The sequence below is a fragment of the Caballeronia sp. INML2 genome, from assembly GCF_023631365.1.
Taxonomy (GTDB): Bacteria; Pseudomonadota; Gammaproteobacteria; order Burkholderiales; family Burkholderiaceae; genus Caballeronia; species Caballeronia turbans.
On record NZ_JALQDH010000015.1, the window covers coordinates 1 to 15,581 of the forward strand.

Sequence of the window (15,581 nt, forward strand, 5' to 3'; positions counted from 1 at the left end):
GCCCGCGCTTTCTCCTTGAGCAGCGCATCGAGCTTTTTTAGGTACGCCACCTCCGCGCGCAGGTATTCGTTCTCCTTCGCCATGAAAAACACCCCAAAGGTTGGATCGGTATCCAACTTTTGGGGTCAGTTCAGAAGGGCGCCATTTTTTATTTTGATGCTGCCTGGGCCGCTTTTACTTCAGCACAGCTGCGACGGCGTTCGCGACAGCATCGATGTTGCGCGTGTTCAGCGCGGCCACGCAGATACGGCCGGTGCTCACGGCGTAGATGCCGAATTCTTCACGCAGACGATCGACTTGCGCCGCTGTCAATCCCGAGTACGAGAACATGCCGCGCTGCTTGTTGACGAACGAGAAGTCGCGATCGACGCCGCTCGCCTTCAGGCGCTCGACGAGACCGTTACGCATCGCGCGAATGCGATCGCGCATTTCGCCCAGTTCCTGCTCCCAAGTGGCGCGCAGTTCCGGCGACGCCAGCACGGCCGCGACGATCGAGCCGCCGTGCGTCGGCGGATTCGAGTAGTTGGTGCGGATCACGCGCTTGAGTTGCGACAGCACACGGGTCGATTCCTCCTTGCCCGTCGTGATGATCGACAGCGCGCCGACGCGCTCGCCGTACAGCGAAAACGACTTCGAGAACGACGACGATACGAAGACGTTCAGATCGGCGGCTGCGAAGAGACGCACGGCGGCCGAGTCCGCATCGATGTTTTCCGCGAAGCCCTGATAGGCCATGTCGAGGAACGGCACGAGATTCTTCGCCTTCACCACTTCCACGATCTGCTTCCACTGGTCGTCCGACAGATCGACGCCCGTCGGGTTGTGGCAGCACGCGTGCAGCACGACGACGGTGCCCGGCGCGTAGCTGTTGAGCGCCGCGAGCATGCCGTCGAAGTTCACGCCGTGCGTGGCGGCTTCGTAGTACGGGTAGTTGACGACCTCGAAACCTGCGCTCTCGAACAGCGCGCGGTGGTTTTCCCAGCTCGGATCGCTGATTGCGACGATCGCGTTGGGATTCACGCGTTTCAGGAAGTCCGCGCCGATCTTGAGCGCGCCGGTGCCGCCGAGCGCCTGCGCCGTCACGACGCGGCCCGCGGCGATCAGCGGCGAGTCATCGCCGAGCAGCAGTTTTTGCACGGCGGCGTCATACGCCGCGATGCCGTCGATCGGCAGATATCCGCGGGGCAGCGCGGCGTCGACGCGTGCTTTCTCGGCTTCGCGCACGGCGCGCAAGAGCGGAATCTTGCCTTCCTCGTTCGTGTACACGCCGACGCCCAGATTGACTTTGGTCGTGCGCGTATCGGCGTTGAAGGCTTCGTTGAGGCCCAGGATCGGGTCGCGGGGAGCGAGTTCGACGGCAGAGAAAAGAGACATGATCTATCGGCAGTGAGGGAAGGACGTGCGGCAGGATGCAAACGGACGATGCGTGCGCCCCCGGTAACATCGCAAGAGGCGCAGAGCGCGGCGAAATACGGCTCGGGGCCGCTGCGCCCAGTCGCACATTGTAGCGAATCCAGCGAGGCTTTTTGGGCGATTATGGTGCGAATGCGCGTGCTTTTCGCCCTTTTTTGCACCGGAAGCCGTGCGAATGTCGACTAAAAGGGCGCGAATGGGCGCGCTTGAGATTGGTGATCGTTGCCCAATCTGTTGACGATCAGCCTTCCGAATCCCGGTCACGTCATGGCGAGCGCGCGTATTGCGTACGACGCTAAAATGCTTGTTTGCGCAGGCGTTGACTCTCTCGATCTCTCATGTCCGACACTCTCATCGCATCACCCGAAGAACTGGACGAATCGAAGTTCGTCACGTTCAAAGATTCGCCGTTTCAGCTCTATCAGCCGTATCCGCCCGCAGGCGATCAGCCCACTGCGATTGCGACGCTCGTCGAAGGCGTCGAGGACGGCCTTTCGTTTCAGACGCTGCTCGGCGTGACCGGCTCCGGCAAGACCTTCACGATGGCGAACGTGATCGCGCGCCTCGGCCGACCGGCGATCGTCTTCGCGCCGAACAAGACGCTCGCGGCGCAACTCTATGCGGAATTCCGCGAGTTCTTTCCGCGCAATGCCGTCGAGTACTTTGTCTCGTACTACGACTATTACCAGCCCGAAGCGTACGTGCCGCAGCGCGACCTTTTCATCGAGAAGGATTCGTCGATCAACGAGCACATCGAGCAGATGCGGCTTTCGGCCACGAAGAGCCTGCTCGAGCGGCGCGACGTGGTGATCGTCGCGACCGTGTCGGCGATTTACGGTATCGGCAATCCGTCCGAATACCACAAGATGATTCTCACGCTGCGCACCGGCGACAAACTCGGCCAGCGTGACGTCATCGCGCGTCTGATCGCGATGCAGTACACCCGCAACGAAGCCGATTTCCAGCGCGGCTCGTTCCGCGTGCGCGGCGACACCATCGATATTTTCCCGGCGGAGCACGCCGAAATGGCGGTACGCGTCGAGCTTTTCGACGATGAAATCGAATCGATGATGCTCTTCGATCCGCTCACCGGCCGCGTGCGCAACAAGATTCCGCGCTTCACGGTCTATCCTTCGTCGCACTACGTGACGCCGCGCGACACGGTCATGCGCGCGATCGAAACCATCAAGCTCGAACTGCGCGAGCGGCTCGAGTTTTTCCACGGCGACGGCAAGCTCGTCGAAGCGCAGCGGCTGGAGCAGCGCACGCGCTTCGACCTGGAAATGCTCCAGGAACTCGGCTTCTGCAAGGGCATCGAGAATTACTCGCGGCACTTTTCGGGCGCGGCGCCGGGCGAGCCGCCGCCGACGCTCGTCGACTATCTGCCGCCCGACGCGCTGATGCTGCTCGACGAATCGCACGTCTTGATCGGCCAGTTGAACGGCATGTACAACGGCGACCGCGCGCGCAAGGAAAATCTCGTCGACTACGGCTTTCGCATGCCGTCCGCGCTCGATAACCGGCCGCTCAAGTTCAACGAGTTCGAGCGCAAGATGCGTCAGGCGATCTTCGTCTCCGCGACGCCCGCCGACTACGAAAAGCAGAAGGCGGGGCAGGTGGCCGAGCAACTCGTGCGGCCGACCGGTCTCGTCGATCCGGAGATCGAGGTGCGTCCGGCGCGCTCGCAGGTCGACGACGTGCTTTCCGAGATCAATGCCCGCGTCGCCGTGCATGAGCGCGTGCTCGTCACCGTGCTCACGAAGCGCATGGCCGAGCAGCTGACCGAATTTCTCGCCGATCACGGCGTGAAGGTGCGCTATCTGCATAGCGATATCGACACCGTCGAGCGCGTGGAGATCATCCGCGACCTGCGGCTCGGCACGTTCGATGTGCTCGTCGGCATCAACCTGCTGCGCGAGGGTCTCGATATTCCCGAGGTGTCGCTCGTCGCGATTCTCGACGCCGACAAGGAAGGCTTCCTGCGCGCCGAGCGCTCGCTGATCCAGACGATCGGCCGGGCGGCGCGTAACGTGAACGGCAAGGCGATTCTCTACGCCGACAACATGACCGATTCGATGACGCGCGCCATCGGCGAAACCGAGCGGCGGCGCGCGAAGCAGATCGCGCACAACGAGAAGATGGGCATCACGCCGCGCGGTGTCGAGAAGCGCATCAAGGACATCATCGATGGCGTCTATAACGCCGACGATGCCCGCGCCGAGCTCAAGGAAGCGCAGGCGCGCGCGAAGTTCGAGGACATGTCGGAGAAGCAGATCGCGAAGGAAATCAAGCGCCTCGAAAAGCAGATGATGGATCACGCCAAGAACCTCGAATTCGAAAAGGCGGCGCAGACCCGCGACCAATTGGCGCTTCTTCGACAGCGCGTGTTCGGCGCGAACGTCGGCGATCACGTGAGCGGCATCGGCGGAAAGTAGTCGAGATGTAAGTGGTTTGCGCGGTGAAACGCGAAAAGACGCGGCGGAGCGGAAGATTCGCCGCGTTTTTTTATGTGCGCGGAAATCGCGATTTCGCGAAAAGCCTTACTGCGTCTAGGTCTGTAAGTTTGCTCAAATTGTTGAGCGTGTCGAACGATGCTAAACTGACGAACATTGAGAATGGTTCGTATTAACGTTCACAGTGTTGTGCTAACGCGCAACTGCGGCACTGCGATGCGGGCGGTCAATCGGCACGCATTGCCCCGGCCGGCGCGTCGCTTTCAGCCGTGGCGTGAAGGTTCGGAATCTCTGTGGCACGGCTCGCGTGGCACGCGCGCCAATCGATAACAACAAGGAGTTTTTTGATGGGTTCAACGTTGATGCGCGGCCTCGTCGCCGCCGCAGGTCTCACGGCGATGATGGCAGCATCGGCTGCCGAATATCCGATCGGCAAGCAGCACATCGAGGGCGGCATGGAAACGGGGGCCGTGTATCTCCAGCCGATCACGATGGCGCCGGAAGGCATGATGCGCAAGGCATCGGATTCGGACATCCACCTCGAGGCGGACATTCACGCGGTCAAGAACAACCCGACCGGTTTCGCCGAAGGCGACTGGATGCCGTATCTGAACGTGACGTATGAACTCACGAAGGTCGGCACGACGCAGACCCTCAAGGGCGACCTGATGCCGATGGTCGCGAGCGACGGCCCGCATTACGGCGACAACGTGAAGCTCTTCGGCCCGGGCAAGTATCACCTCAAGCTGCACATCTCGCCGCCTTCGCAGGACGGTCACATGGCGTTCGGCCGTCACACCGACAAGGAAACGGGCGTCGGTCCGTGGTTCAAGCCGTTTACGATCGAATACGACTTCCCGTTCGCGGGCATCGGCAAGAAGGGCGGTTACTGATCGTCGCAGGCGCCCGGCATCCCGGTCCGGGCGCACTCATCTTCAGGAAGTACGCATGAAACTGAAAATTCAGGTGGCCGCGCTCGCGATGTCCGTGTTCGCCTCCGGGATCGCATTCGCCGCCGACCTGCCGACGTTCAAGCTCGAAATGAACGACGGCAAGCTCAACCCGGCGCGTATCGAGGTGCCGGCGGGGCAGCGCATCAAGATCGAAGTGCACAACATCGGCAAGGGCGCAGCCGAGTTCGAAAGCGTGCAGTTGCGCAAGGAAAAAGTGCTCGCGCCGGGCGCCGATTCGTTCGTCGTGATCGCGCCGCTGGACCCGGGCGAATACAAGTTCTTCGACGACTTTCATCAGACCGCGCAGGGCGTGATCGTCGCGAAGTAACCGCCGTGCCGGCACGAGACGTGATGTCGCGCGCGGCCGATCGAACTGGAATTGCTGGAGGTTTGGAATGGGGCAGGTACTTTTCATCGTGTGGCGGGAGAGCGTCGAGGCGTTGCTCGTCGTCGGCATTCTCTACGCGTGGCTGAAGAACGGCGACCATCAGGCGCGCCGTGGCCTGCCTTATCTCTGGGCCGGCGTCATCATCGGTCTGCTCGCGGCCGTGGCGCTGGGCGCGGCGCTGATCGGCTTCACGGAAGTGCTGTCGGGCAATGCGCAGGATTATTTCCAGACCGCGATGGTGCTGGTCGCGTGCGTGCTGATCGTGCAGATGGTTCTGTGGATGAAGCGCCACGGCCGCACGCTCAAGCGCGACATGGAATCGTCGCTGCAAAAGAGCACGCAGGACGGGCACTGGTGGGGCATCGCGCTGCTCGTCGCACTCGCGATCGCGCGTGAGGGGAGCGAAACCGCCGTGTTCCTCTACGGCGTCGGGTTCGGCCAGTCGGGGCACGTCGACGTGTCGCAGTATGTCGCCATCATCATCGGTTTCGGCCTCGCGCTGCTGACCTTCTATGTGCTGCAGCTCGGCGGCAAGATCTTCTCGTGGCGCTCGTTCTTCCGCGTCACCGAAATCATGCTGCTATTCCTCGCTGCGGGCCTCTTCGAGACGGGCGTCGACAAGCTGATCGACATGGAAGTGCTGCCGGTCATCGTCAATCAGGTGTGGAACACGTCGTGGCTGCTCGACGATTCGAGTACCTTCGGTTCGCTCGTCGCGACGCTCACCGGTTATCGCGCGCATCCGGCAGGCATGAACCTCGTTGCGTATGCCGTGTACTGGATCGTCATCTATCTCCTCATGCGCCATTCGAACAGCCAGATGGCGCAGAAACAAAAGGCGGCGAGCCGTCCAGCATGAGCTCTGTAATGCCTAGACCGGGCCGGCTGCAACAAGTCGGCCACTGGATGCAACGTCACGGCAGTGCGATCCGCATGATCCAGTGGGTCGTCGTGGCCGTATATGCATTTCTGATCGTCGTGCCCGCCGTGATGCCGCTGCCCGACGGCTCCGCGCACCTCTGGAGCAATCTCACGCTCGCCGCGCAGTTCGTGTTCTGGGGCATCTGGTGGCCGTTCGTGCTGCTTTCGATGGTGATGCTCGGCCGCGTCTGGTGCGGCGTGCTGTGTCCAGAGGGCGCGCTGTCCGAGTTCGCGAGCAAGTTCGGCCGCGGCTGGGCAATTCCACGCTGGATGCGCTGGGGCGGCTGGCCGTTCGTCGCGTTCGGGTTGACGACGATCTACGGCCAGATGGTCAGCGTCTATCAGTATCCGAAAGCGGTGCTGCTCGTGCTTGGCGGCTCGACCGTGGGCGCGATGATCATCGGCGTGCTGTATGGCCGCGAGAAGCGCGTGTGGTGCAAGTATCTGTGCCCGGTGAACGGCGTGTTCTCGCTGCTCGCGCGGCTCGCGCCGTTCCACTACAAGGTCAGCGAAGACGCGTGGCGCCGCTCGTACAAAGAGGGCGAGCACGGGCATCGCGTCATTCCGATCAACTGCGCACCGCTCGTCCCGCTGCGCAACATGAAGGGCGCGGCCGACTGCCACATGTGCGGACGATGCAGCGGCCATCGCGATGCAATCGCTCTCACGTGGCGCTCGCCGTCGGAAGAAATCGTGAAGCTCGGCGACAAGGCCGCGAATCCGTGGGACACCGCGCTGATTCTGTATGGCCTGCTCGGTATCGCGATCGGCGCGTTCCACTGGACGGTGAGCACGTGGTTCGTCGATCTGAAGCAATATCTCGCCGCGTGGCTGATCGATCGCAACATTCTCTGGCCGCTCGATACAACCGCGCCGTGGTTCCTGTTCACGCACTACCCTGAGCAGAACGACGTCTTCTCGTGGCTCGACGGGACGATGGTCATCGGCTATATCGTCGCAACGGGGATCGTGTACGGCACGGCGTTGCTCGCGCTCCTCGCGATGAGCACGCGCATGCTCGGCAAGATGAACGCGACGCGCCTGCACCATCTGACGCTCGCGCTGATCCCGATTGCGGGTGTCGGCGTGTTTCTCGGCCTTTCCGCGACGACGGTGTCGCTCTTGCGTGCCGAGCATTTGCCGTTGTGGTGGGTGCCGGGGCTGCGCCTCGGTTTGCTCGGCGCGGCGAATCTCTGGAGCGCGTGGCTCGCGTGGCGCGTGACGAACCGCTACACGTCGACGCTTGGTTCCCGCGTCCTTGCGATGGTATGGTTTGTCTCGGCGCTGGCCGTCGCGGACAGCGCGTGGTACCTGATGTTCTGGGGCTTCACCCGATAAACCGTCCACGCCGTCACGTGCGGCAACGAGAGCGAGAAGTGAGAACCAAACCCGTACTGACCGACGAAGACGTCAAGACCATGGCCGCCGCCGCCGAGGCGCATGCCAGGGAGCACAACTGGAACGTGACGATTGCGATCGTCGACGATGGCGGACATCTGCTGCATCTGCATCGTCTCGACGGGGCGGGCGCGAGCACCGCCGAGATGGCGACGGGCAAGGCGCGCACCGCCGTGCTCGGCCGCCGTGAGACCAAGGTCTACGAAGACACCATCAAGCAGGGCCGCACGGCATTTCTCAGCGCGCCCATGACCGCGATGCTCGAAGGCGGCGTGCCGATCTTCGTGGGCGCGGATATCGTCGGAGCAGTGGGCGTGTCGGGCGTGAAGTCGGATCAGGATGCACAGATCGCGAAGGCGGGCATCGCGGCGCTGGGCATCGAGAACGTCTGATCGGCGGCAGCGCGCTTCCTTCCATCAGTCGCGGCAAACGAAAACGGCACGCCTTCCGTGGAAGCGCGTGCCGTTTGCTCGATCATCATTTGCGTGGCATGCCTGAGAGGCATATCGCACAAGCGCGGGAACCAAAAAAAGCGGCTTCGCTTGCTATCGACGACTGGCTGGTGTTTGCACGAAGGGGTCTAAATTCTCGCGTGCAAGTCGTCCTCGCTGGCTAAGGCCAAACACCTCTTGGCGAGGTGGTCCCCACAATACCCGGTAGTAACGCTGTTCTTGCCTGACTGCCGCCTTACTTCGTCAGGATCAGTTTGCCCAGACGTGTCGCGCGCAACTGATAGGTCTCCCCGTTATGCACGATGCTCACATGGCTGCGTCCCTGCAGCAGCGCGTCGCTCCTGAGCGAGCGTTCAACATTGCTGTCCGCTGCGTGGGCAACGTGAACCGTAGTCACGGTGGTCGCTTTAGGGCGGGTGATCGCGGCGTCGCGGACAGCCGGGCGGCGCAGCCTGAGCGTGGAGGATCGCGGCGTGTCAGTCATGTCGGAATGTGCGTTCGTTGATTCGATGGTCTATAGTAAATGATAACTATTCCTATTTGCAAACAGACTTTCCGATTGAAGCGCAAAACTCGATAGGCAATCTCGATGCAGCAGCGACACAGTCTCTGCCGCGTCGGAGAAACGCTCAATGCAGCGGGCTTTCGTCTTTGCGCGCGTGCACGAACTGGCGAATCAGCCGCACGGTATCGATATCCGATTCGCGATAAGCCGACTTCACGATCTCCTGCGTCTGACGCTCGTCGGGCGTCGCGTTCTCGTTCTCGGGCAGCGTCGTGCTGTAGGTGAAGCGCAGGAATAGCTGAAGCGCGTCAGGCTGCTCGATGGCCATCGTGAGCGAGCCGCCGACGTACTCCGCAGTCGGCAGGATGTCATAGCGCACGCTCGAACCGGGCGTGAGCGTTACGCGATCGCGCACGGTGGCCTGGCCGTAGTGCAGCTCGCGCTCCATCGTGTCGCCATCGCGCGAGAGGATGTCGCAGCTATCCAGCCCCAGCACGAACAACTGCGGCTGCTCCGCACGCAGGACGAGCCCTTCCCAAAGCTGTTCGGGCGTGAGCGACTCGACGAGCGGGTTGAGCGGATCGTTGATCTGGATAAGGTGTTCGAAATTCAAGACGACGGTTTCCTTGGACGTTCGTGGTGCCTGCGATGCATCACTGCGGCGTGAGCCCGGAGTCGATGCGAATCGCGCCGGACAGGACCTTGTGCATCGGGCACGCATTGGCAATTTGCAAGAGCCGTTCCCGCTGTTCACCGGACAACGCGCCCTGAAGCGCGATGCGGCGATCGATGTTCGTGCCTTCCGCTGTGCTTTTCATCGACAACTCGACGTGGACGGCTTCCAGCGGCCATTCCTTGCGCTTCGCGTACATCTTCAGCGTGATGGACGTGCACGCGCCGAGGCTCGCGAGCAGCAGTGAAGCCGGTTCCGGGCCAGTGTCGCCGCCGCCGATGCTGGCCGGCTCGTCGGCGATCCACGCGTGTGTGCCATCCGCGAGGCGGACCTGATAGTCGATATTGCCGATGTCGGCGGTCACGGAAGGTCCGGCCATGCGTTGCTCCTCGTTGTAATAGGGGACTGCAAGAATGACGAAAACGGTGCGGCAAGAACGGTCATTGTGACGCAATGTGTCCGTTCATGCCGCACCGTCTCGTTGATTCCGCTCCAGTACGTGGGCGACGGCGCTCAGTGCGTGATCGCGCCCATCCGGCCTGCCTGAAAGTCCACCACGGCCTGACGGATTTCGTCCTCGGTGTTCATCACGAAGGGGCCGTAGCGCACGACCGGCTCCTTCAGCGGCACGCCGCCGATCAGCAGAAGCTCGACCGGCTCATCACCGGCGGCGAGTGCGATCGTATCGCTGTCGTCGCGAAAGATCACCATTTGCTGCGCACGCACCGGCTGGCTTTGCGGGCCGTACAGCCCCGTGCCCGACAGCGGATAGGCGAACACGCGGTAATCGCGCGGCACGGCCAGCTCGATCTTCGCACCGGGCTTCAGCGAAAAGTGCTGATACAGGATCGGCGTGCGCGTTTCGATGGCGGCTTTCACGCCGAGTGCCTCGCCCGCAATGACCTTCACACTGACCTTTCCGTCTTCGCTCGTCGCGACGGGAATCTGCGTCGACGGAATCTCCTGATAGTGCGGCGCGATCATCTTGTCGCGGCGCGGCAGGTTCACCCAGAGCTGCAGGCCGTGTACGCGGCCGCCGCGGCGTGTGAATTCCTCGGCCGGCATTTCGCTATGCACGACGCCCGCGCCGGCGGTCATCCATTGCACGTCGCCGGGCCGCAGCGTGCCCGAATGCCCCGCCGAATCCTTGTGGCCGAACTCGCCTTCGAGCATGTACGTCACGGTTTCGAAGCCGCGGTGCGGGTGATCGGGTGCGCCCTTCGCCTCGCCGGGGGCATAGTCGGCGGGCCCCATCTCGTCGAGGAGAAGGAACGGGTCGAAATCCATCAGAAGACGGGTCGGAAACGGGCGATGCACGACGAACCCGCCGCCTTCGATGGTGCGGGTCGCCGGAATGATGCGTTCGATGCTGCGGCTGATGGACATGGTTGCCTCGCGTCGCGGATACAGAAGTAAGGGAATAGCGATGAATTTGAAACACTGGTCTATTATATGGGCCGCGTTTCGCGGTAAAAGACGCTGCGGCGCAATGGATTGTCGCGCTGGCGATAACGAACGCGTCAATCCGAATTCCCAGCCTCAACGAGCGACCATGAAAGCCGACTCGCATGACCTGAACGATCTGATGTATTTCTCGCACGTGGTCGAACACGGCGGATTTTCAGCTGCCGAGCGCGTGCTCGGCATCTCGAAGTCGCGACTGTCGCGGCGTGTGTCCGAGCTCGAGGCGTCGCTCGGCGTGCGGCTGCTGCAACGCTCGACGCGCAAGCTCGCGCTGACCGAAGCCGGACAGCTTTTCTACCAGCACTGTCAGGCGATGCTCGCGGAAGCGCAGGCGGCGGTCAATGTCGTGCAAAGCCTGCGCGATTCGCCGCGCGGAACGGTGCGCGTGAGCGTGCCGGTGACGATCGCGCAGACGTTTCTCTCCGCGGTGATGCCTGATTTCATGCATCGCTATCCGGAGGTGCGCATCGTTTTGCGCGTGACGAATCGTGTCGTCGATCTGTTCGAGGATGCGATCGATGTGGCGCTGCGCGTGCGCTCGGAGCCGCCCGCGAGCTCGAACGTCGTCGCACGGCCGTTGTGGCGCACGGAGCAGATGCTCGTCGCGGCGCCGTCGCTGCTCAAGTCGAATGCGCCGCCGATGACGCCCGCCGAGCTCGCCCAATACGACACGATCGACACGCCGTCCGCCGATGGCCGCCACGTCTACCGGCTGATCGCGCCTGACGGCACGCGCCACGAGTTCGAGCACGAGCCGCGGCTCGTCACGGCGGACCTGTCGATGATCCGTGAAGCCGTGATGCGCGGCGTCGGCATCGCGGCGCTGCCAGAAATGATGTACGGCGCGCCGCTGCGAACGGGCCAACTCTCGCCGGTGATGCCGGGCTGGACGTTTCCGTCGCCGCAACTCTATGCAGTCTTTCTGTCGCGCCAGGGCATGGTCCCGGCAGTGCGCGCGTTTGTCGATTTTCTCGTGGAGTCGATCGGCAGCGGCCAGCGCTTCCCAGGAGAATGTCCTGTTCAGGAAGCGCCCGAACGGGAAACAGTTTGACCGCATCGGCGTCTGTCATTGGTTTATGACATTGAAGCGCGCGTTTGCGATGGTCAGATTCAATTGATGGCGAGCAGTCGCAGCGGTATATTGAAGCTCCCTTCGCTAAGGAGCTCCTTATGCGAAAACTCACGGCTGCTCTGATAGTTAGCCTGATAGGGTTGATTGCGCTGTCCGTGTCGACCACGGCTGCCGCATGTGACGGGACTTCCGGTTCTGGCTACTCGAACCCAAAGTGACCGCCTCACCCGAATGCGCCGAGTGCGCACGAAAAAAGGCCTTCATCTGACGATGAAGGCCTTTTACTTTGAGGCTTGCGCGAGCGCTTACTTGCCGCTCTTCGGCTCCGTGACGAAACCGATCTTCGTGAGTCCGCCGGCCTGCGCCGCCGACATCAGATCGGCGACTTTCTCGTAGGCCACCTGACGGTCCGCGCGCAGATGGATCTCCGGCTGCGGATTCTGCTGCGATGCCTGCGCGATGCGCGCCTCGAGCGTCGCTTCGTCGATCGGCTGATCGTCCCACAGCGTCGTGCCGTCGGCTTTGATCGCGATATTTACGTGCGCGGGCTTCTCGTCCTGCGGCTGGCTGCTCGCGTGCGGCAGGTCGATCTTCACCGCGTGATGCATGGCCGGGATCGTGACGAGGAAGATGATCAAGAGAACCAGCATGACGTCGACGAGCGGCGTCATGTTGATCTCGCTCATCATGCCGTCGTCTTCATCTCCGGCGAAAGGGCTCATGGCCATGATGCGAACCTCCGCGCTTACGACGCGCGCGTCGCGAGACGCAGGCTGTCTGTCGAGGCGTTCGTCGCGCGCTTGGTCGACGAGAGCTTCGAGCCCGTGACGAAGAATGCGTGCAGGCCGTGCGCGAAGCGGTTCAGCTTCGTGACGATGCCCTTGTTCGCGCGGGTGAGGGCGTTGTAGCCGAGCACAGCCGGAATTGCGACGAAGAGGCCGAACGCGGTCATGATGAGCGATTCGCCGACGGGGCCCGCGACCTGATCGATCGACGTCTGGCCTGTCGCGCCGATCGTCAGAAGCGCGTGATAGATACCCCAGACGGTGCCAAAAAGACCGACGAACGGCGACGTGGACCCGATCGACGCGAGCACCGCGAGACCCGCCTGCATGCGGCCGACGCCTTCATCCATCACGTCCTTGAGGCAGCGCGTGATCCAATCCGACACGTCCATGCGGTCGTGCAGATGCGGCTGCGTCTGATGATGATGGTCGGCGGCTTCCTGTCCGGCGAGCGCGAGCGCGAGGAACGGGTTGTCCGCGGGGCTGGACGACTGGCTGCCGAGCTTCTTGATCCCGTCGTTGAAGTCGTCGGAATGCCAGAACGCCTGTTCGGCGTTCTTGGTCAGGCGCTTCAGGCGCACGACATTCCATGCTTTCACGATGATCACCGTCCACGAAAGCACCGACATGATGACGAGCGCGAGCGCGATGCCCCGCGTCACGAAGTCGCCTTGCGCCCAGACGTGCGCAATCCCGTAGTTTTGCATTTTCCCGTTCCTTCTCTGAATCTAAAAAAATCGATCAGTCGTTCAGACTGAAAACGAATGGCACCGTGGCGGTCGCGCGAATCGCTTCGCCATTTTCCTTATAGGGGCTGCACGCGCTGCCGCGTACGGCCTCGAGCGCCGCGTCGTCGAGCCGCGACGAACCGCTGCTCTTTTGCAGCGTGACGTTTTCGATTTTGCCGGACAGCCCCACCGTCAGCCGGATGACAGCCGTGCCGGTTTCGCCGCGGCGCCTGGACATCGACGGATAGTCTGGCTGCGCGATGTTACAACTGAGGTGCGCGACGTTCTTCGGCGCGGCGAGATCCATGCTCGGCTTGCCGATGGCGGGCGCGGCGGGCGCGGCGGGCTGCGGCGCGGGCTGCGGCGGGGCGGGCGGCGTGGGTTCGGGCGCAGGCGCGGCAATTTGCGAGGGCGCCTCGGCGACCGGCATCGGCGTGGGCTTCGGCTCGACTTTCGGCTTGACCTTCGGCTTGGGCTGCGGCTTCGGAACGGGCTGCGGAACCGGCTTCGGCGGCGGCGGCGTTTCGACGGCGACCGGCTGCGGCGCCGGCTGCGGCGTTTCGCTGATCAGTTGGGCGGTGATCGATTTGGCTTCGATCGGGCGCGGCAGCGGCTCGCGGTGCATCGTCAGCGCGACGCCCAGAAGCGCGGCGTGAATGATGACGACAGCGGCGCACGCCGCGACGACGCGCGGATTGGCGTTTGCGGCTGGCGCGGTCTGAAACGCGGCGGGAGTGGTGGTCGGGGACTGCATTGTTATTGGGTGCCTGCGGTACTGCGTGAATGCTTGCTGGTGAGGCTGCCTTTCAACTCAGAGTCCAACGACAGCGCAGGCACGGTGCAAAAGAAACCAAGCGACGTCATGTTCGAAAAATCAGCAGGGAAATGAACAGGGTGGCCACGAAACCGATCAGCAGTTCCATCTTTCCCTCCAGGGGTAAGGGGTTGCTCGGCTGGCTCGAAGTGACCGGAAGTTCGAAGGTAACCTGGCTTGCTGGAGACGAGAAACGACTTGACGGCGCGACCGGACAAGCCGCGGGCGCCGTCGTTGTGCTGCGTCACGGCCGCGCGGGACGCTTCAGGCGGCCTGGCGTTCGTAGAACGTGAGGGGTGCCACGTGTTCGCGCTGCTCGACCCCGCAGCGGGACGAACACACACCGCTTTCTGCCATCACGTCGCGAACGCTCGGCTCGCATTTTCCGCAGCACAGCGCCACGCCGAGCTCGAATTGCAGTTCGTCGAAAGAGTCCAGTCCCTCGGCGATAGCGGCGCGGATCTTTCGGTCGGACACTGATTTGCAGACACAGACAATCATGATCGTTCGCGATAGCTTGCGTTAATGCGAATTATTATCATTCGTTATGCGCGCCTTTGCAAGCGGGGTTCTGTGTTTTTTGTAACACAGCGCGCAAGTAGGCGGGTTTATTGCCAGGCGTCTTGTCCGGCGGGCGAAAGCGCGCGTGTGAAAGAGCGCGGCGCGAGGAAAACCCTCAGACGATGTCGGGTTCAGCGAGACGCGTTCGGCGTGATGGGATATCCACATGCTCGACTTTCGCGTCGAGTTGAAGCAGGGCCGCGGCGAGCTGGCGCTGAGTTTCGCCATCGGCGGTGGAATAGAAGCGGGGCAGGGTTTCGGGTGGCGTGCTCACGCTTTTCTGCGCATGCGCGTCCAGCAGGCGATCGAGTTGCCGAGCGATCGCCACGCTCGTATCGATGATCTGCAGTCGCTCCCCGGCGATGTCACGAATCGCGCGATCGAGAAAAGGGTAATGCGTGCAGCCGAGCACGAGCGTGTCCGCCCCGGCGTCGAGCATGGGCGCGAGATAGCTTTCGAGCAGCGCCATCAGCGCGGGCGACGACGTGTCGCAACGCTCGACGGCCTGAACCAGCCCATGTCCCGCCTGACAGATGAACCGGCAATCTCCCGCGTACCGGTCGAGCAGTGACTGAAAGCGCGCGGAGCGCAATGTGACGGCCGTGGCGAGTACGCCGACCACACGCGACTTCGACACAGCCGCCGCGGGCTTCACCCCCGGCTCGACGCCGACGAGCGGAATCGGCAGGCGCTCACGCACGAGCGCGATCGACTGGGCGGTGGCGGTATTGCATGCGACGACGAGCGCCTTCGCGCCTTGCCCGACGAGCCATTCGCCGATCGCCATCGTGCGGTCGACGATGAAATCGTCGTCGCGCTCGCCGTAGGGCGCGTGGCGCGAATCAGCGACGTAGATCAGACGTTCGTGCGGCAGCGTCGCGCGTACGGCGCGAAGCACCGACAACCCGCCGAGACCGGAATCGAAAATGCCGACCGGCGCGCTCGCGTCTGACGCGGCACGCCCGTTCGGCTTCTGGGAAGGCACTGCGCCGGGCATGCGG

General features: G+C 62.8%; 17 protein-coding genes. 7 read left to right on the forward strand and 10 right to left on the reverse strand.

From position 1 onward, the window contains the following. Nucleotides 1-174: 174 nt before the first annotated feature. Nucleotides 175-1,374, reverse strand: coding sequence for an amino acid aminotransferase (locus tag NCT32_RS04900; protein WP_061120146.1), 1,200 nt, complete (start codon nucleotides 1,372-1,374; stop codon nucleotides 175-177). 377 nt (nucleotides 1,375-1,751) lie between these two features. Here NCT32_RS04900 and uvrB point away from each other — a divergent pair, with 377 nt between their 5' ends. The 6 genes from uvrB to NCT32_RS04930 all read left to right on the forward strand — a co-directional run bounded on the left by uvrB (nucleotide 1,752) and on the right by NCT32_RS04930 (nucleotide 7,918). Then, nucleotides 1,752-3,848, forward strand: coding sequence for an excinuclease ABC subunit UvrB (uvrB, locus tag NCT32_RS04905; RefSeq protein WP_061120145.1), 2,097 nt, complete (start codon nucleotides 1,752-1,754; stop codon nucleotides 3,846-3,848). Between the two features lie 365 nt (nucleotides 3,849-4,213). Then, a complete protein-coding gene (locus NCT32_RS04910; RefSeq protein ID WP_061120144.1) occupies nucleotides 4,214-4,759 on the forward strand; it encodes an iron transporter in 546 nt (181 codons plus the stop codon). Between the two features lie 55 nt (nucleotides 4,760-4,814). Continuing rightward, nucleotides 4,815-5,147: a cupredoxin domain-containing protein gene (locus NCT32_RS04915; RefSeq protein ID WP_061120143.1), complete on the forward strand. Its 333-nt coding sequence runs from the start codon at nucleotides 4,815-4,817 to the stop codon at nucleotides 5,145-5,147. A gap of 67 nt (nucleotides 5,148-5,214) precedes the next feature. Continuing rightward, the gene (locus NCT32_RS04920; protein WP_061120142.1) at nucleotides 5,215-6,066 is read left to right on the forward strand and encodes an FTR1 family protein; all 852 of its coding nucleotides are present in this window, start codon (nucleotides 5,215-5,217) and stop codon (nucleotides 6,064-6,066) included. Then, nucleotides 6,063-7,466, forward strand: coding sequence for a 4Fe-4S binding protein (locus NCT32_RS04925; RefSeq protein ID WP_250476517.1), 1,404 nt, complete (start codon nucleotides 6,063-6,065; stop codon nucleotides 7,464-7,466). The genes NCT32_RS04920 and NCT32_RS04925 overlap by 4 nt, the downstream gene beginning before the upstream one ends. Before the next feature lie 38 nt (nucleotides 7,467-7,504). Then, nucleotides 7,505-7,918 carry a heme-binding protein gene (locus tag NCT32_RS04930; protein WP_061120140.1) on the forward strand — a complete coding sequence of 138 codons (414 nt, stop codon included), beginning with the start codon at nucleotides 7,505-7,507 and terminating at the stop codon, nucleotides 7,916-7,918. Between the two features lie 295 nt (nucleotides 7,919-8,213). On the opposite strand, the gene hemP is transcribed toward NCT32_RS04930, so the two are convergent. The 4 genes from hemP to NCT32_RS04950 all read right to left on the reverse strand — a co-directional run bounded on the left by hemP (nucleotide 8,214) and on the right by NCT32_RS04950 (nucleotide 10,542). Beyond that, on the reverse strand, nucleotides 8,214-8,462 hold the full coding sequence (hemP, locus tag NCT32_RS04935; protein ID WP_061120139.1) for a hemin uptake protein HemP: 249 nt from the start codon (nucleotides 8,460-8,462) through the stop codon (nucleotides 8,214-8,216). A 145-nt stretch (nucleotides 8,463-8,607) separates the two neighbouring features. After that, on the reverse strand, nucleotides 8,608-9,096 hold the full coding sequence (locus NCT32_RS04940) for an SRPBCC family protein (RefSeq protein WP_061120138.1): 489 nt from the start codon (nucleotides 9,094-9,096) through the stop codon (nucleotides 8,608-8,610). 40 nt (nucleotides 9,097-9,136) lie between these two features. Beyond that, nucleotides 9,137-9,535, reverse strand: a complete 399-nt coding sequence (locus tag NCT32_RS04945; RefSeq protein ID WP_061120137.1) for an OsmC family protein — start codon at nucleotides 9,533-9,535, stop codon at nucleotides 9,137-9,139. 134 nt (nucleotides 9,536-9,669) lie between these two features. Next, a complete protein-coding gene (locus NCT32_RS04950) occupies nucleotides 9,670-10,542 on the reverse strand; it encodes a pirin family protein (RefSeq protein ID WP_061120136.1) in 873 nt (290 codons plus the stop codon). Nucleotides 10,543-10,708: 166 nt separating this feature from the next. Between NCT32_RS04950 and NCT32_RS04955 the strand changes: the two genes are divergently transcribed. Further along, entirely contained in the window at nucleotides 10,709-11,671 is a 963-nt protein-coding gene (locus tag NCT32_RS04955; protein WP_061120135.1) for a LysR family transcriptional regulator, read from the forward strand. Nucleotides 11,672-11,997: 326 nt separating this feature from the next. Here the strand turns inward: NCT32_RS04955 and NCT32_RS04960 are convergent, their stop codons facing one another. The 5 genes from NCT32_RS04960 to murI all read right to left on the reverse strand — a co-directional run bounded on the left by NCT32_RS04960 (nucleotide 11,998) and on the right by murI (nucleotide 15,577). Beyond that, the gene (locus NCT32_RS04960) at nucleotides 11,998-12,420 is read right to left on the reverse strand and encodes a biopolymer transporter ExbD (RefSeq protein WP_061120134.1); all 423 of its coding nucleotides are present in this window, start codon (nucleotides 12,418-12,420) and stop codon (nucleotides 11,998-12,000) included. Nucleotides 12,421-12,437: 17 nt separating this feature from the next. Then, nucleotides 12,438-13,184, reverse strand: a complete 747-nt coding sequence (locus tag NCT32_RS04965) for a MotA/TolQ/ExbB proton channel family protein (protein WP_061120133.1) — start codon at nucleotides 13,182-13,184, stop codon at nucleotides 12,438-12,440. A gap of 34 nt (nucleotides 13,185-13,218) precedes the next feature. Continuing rightward, entirely contained in the window at nucleotides 13,219-13,959 is a 741-nt protein-coding gene (locus NCT32_RS04970) for an energy transducer TonB (RefSeq protein ID WP_061120132.1), read from the reverse strand. A 324-nt stretch (nucleotides 13,960-14,283) separates the two neighbouring features. Beyond that, nucleotides 14,284-14,520 carry a bacterioferritin-associated ferredoxin gene (locus tag NCT32_RS04975; RefSeq protein WP_061120131.1) on the reverse strand — a complete coding sequence of 79 codons (237 nt, stop codon included), beginning with the start codon at nucleotides 14,518-14,520 and terminating at the stop codon, nucleotides 14,284-14,286. A gap of 175 nt (nucleotides 14,521-14,695) precedes the next feature. Further along, the gene (gene murI / locus NCT32_RS04980) at nucleotides 14,696-15,577 is read right to left on the reverse strand and encodes a glutamate racemase (RefSeq protein ID WP_061120130.1); all 882 of its coding nucleotides are present in this window, start codon (nucleotides 15,575-15,577) and stop codon (nucleotides 14,696-14,698) included. Nucleotides 15,578-15,581 lie beyond the last annotated feature (4 nt).

Bases quoted from the DNA above. Each gene is read 5' to 3' on its own strand.
- NCT32_RS04900 (WP_061120146.1), bottom strand. From the start codon at position 1,374: ATGTCTCTTTTCTCTGCCGTCGAACTCGCTCCCCGCGACCCGATCCTG.
- uvrB (WP_061120145.1), top strand. From the start codon at position 1,752: ATGTCCGACACTCTCATCGCATCACCCGAAGAACTGGACGAATCGAAG.
- NCT32_RS04910 (WP_061120144.1), top strand. From the start codon at position 4,214: ATGGGTTCAACGTTGATGCGCGGCCTCGTCGCCGCCGCAGGTCTCACG.
- NCT32_RS04915 (WP_061120143.1), top strand. From the start codon at position 4,815: ATGAAACTGAAAATTCAGGTGGCCGCGCTCGCGATGTCCGTGTTCGCC.
- NCT32_RS04920 (WP_061120142.1), top strand. From the start codon at position 5,215: ATGGGGCAGGTACTTTTCATCGTGTGGCGGGAGAGCGTCGAGGCGTTG.
- NCT32_RS04925 (WP_250476517.1), top strand. From the start codon at position 6,063: ATGAGCTCTGTAATGCCTAGACCGGGCCGGCTGCAACAAGTCGGCCAC.
- hemP (WP_061120139.1), bottom strand. From the start codon at position 8,462: ATGACTGACACGCCGCGATCCTCCACGCTCAGGCTGCGCCGCCCGGCT.
- NCT32_RS04945 (WP_061120137.1), bottom strand. From the start codon at position 9,535: ATGGCCGGACCTTCCGTGACCGCCGACATCGGCAATATCGACTATCAG.
- NCT32_RS04950 (WP_061120136.1), bottom strand. From the start codon at position 10,542: ATGTCCATCAGCCGCAGCATCGAACGCATCATTCCGGCGACCCGCACC.
- NCT32_RS04955 (WP_061120135.1), top strand. From the start codon at position 10,709: ATGAAAGCCGACTCGCATGACCTGAACGATCTGATGTATTTCTCGCAC.
- NCT32_RS04960 (WP_061120134.1), bottom strand. From the start codon at position 12,420: ATGGCCATGAGCCCTTTCGCCGGAGATGAAGACGACGGCATGATGAGC.
- NCT32_RS04965 (WP_061120133.1), bottom strand. From the start codon at position 13,184: ATGCAAAACTACGGGATTGCGCACGTCTGGGCGCAAGGCGACTTCGTG.
- NCT32_RS04970 (WP_061120132.1), bottom strand. From the start codon at position 13,959: ATGCAGTCCCCGACCACCACTCCCGCCGCGTTTCAGACCGCGCCAGCC.
- NCT32_RS04975 (WP_061120131.1), bottom strand. From the start codon at position 14,520: ATGATTGTCTGTGTCTGCAAATCAGTGTCCGACCGAAAGATCCGCGCC.
- murI (WP_061120130.1), bottom strand. From the start codon at position 15,577: ATGCCCGGCGCAGTGCCTTCCCAGAAGCCGAACGGGCGTGCCGCGTCA.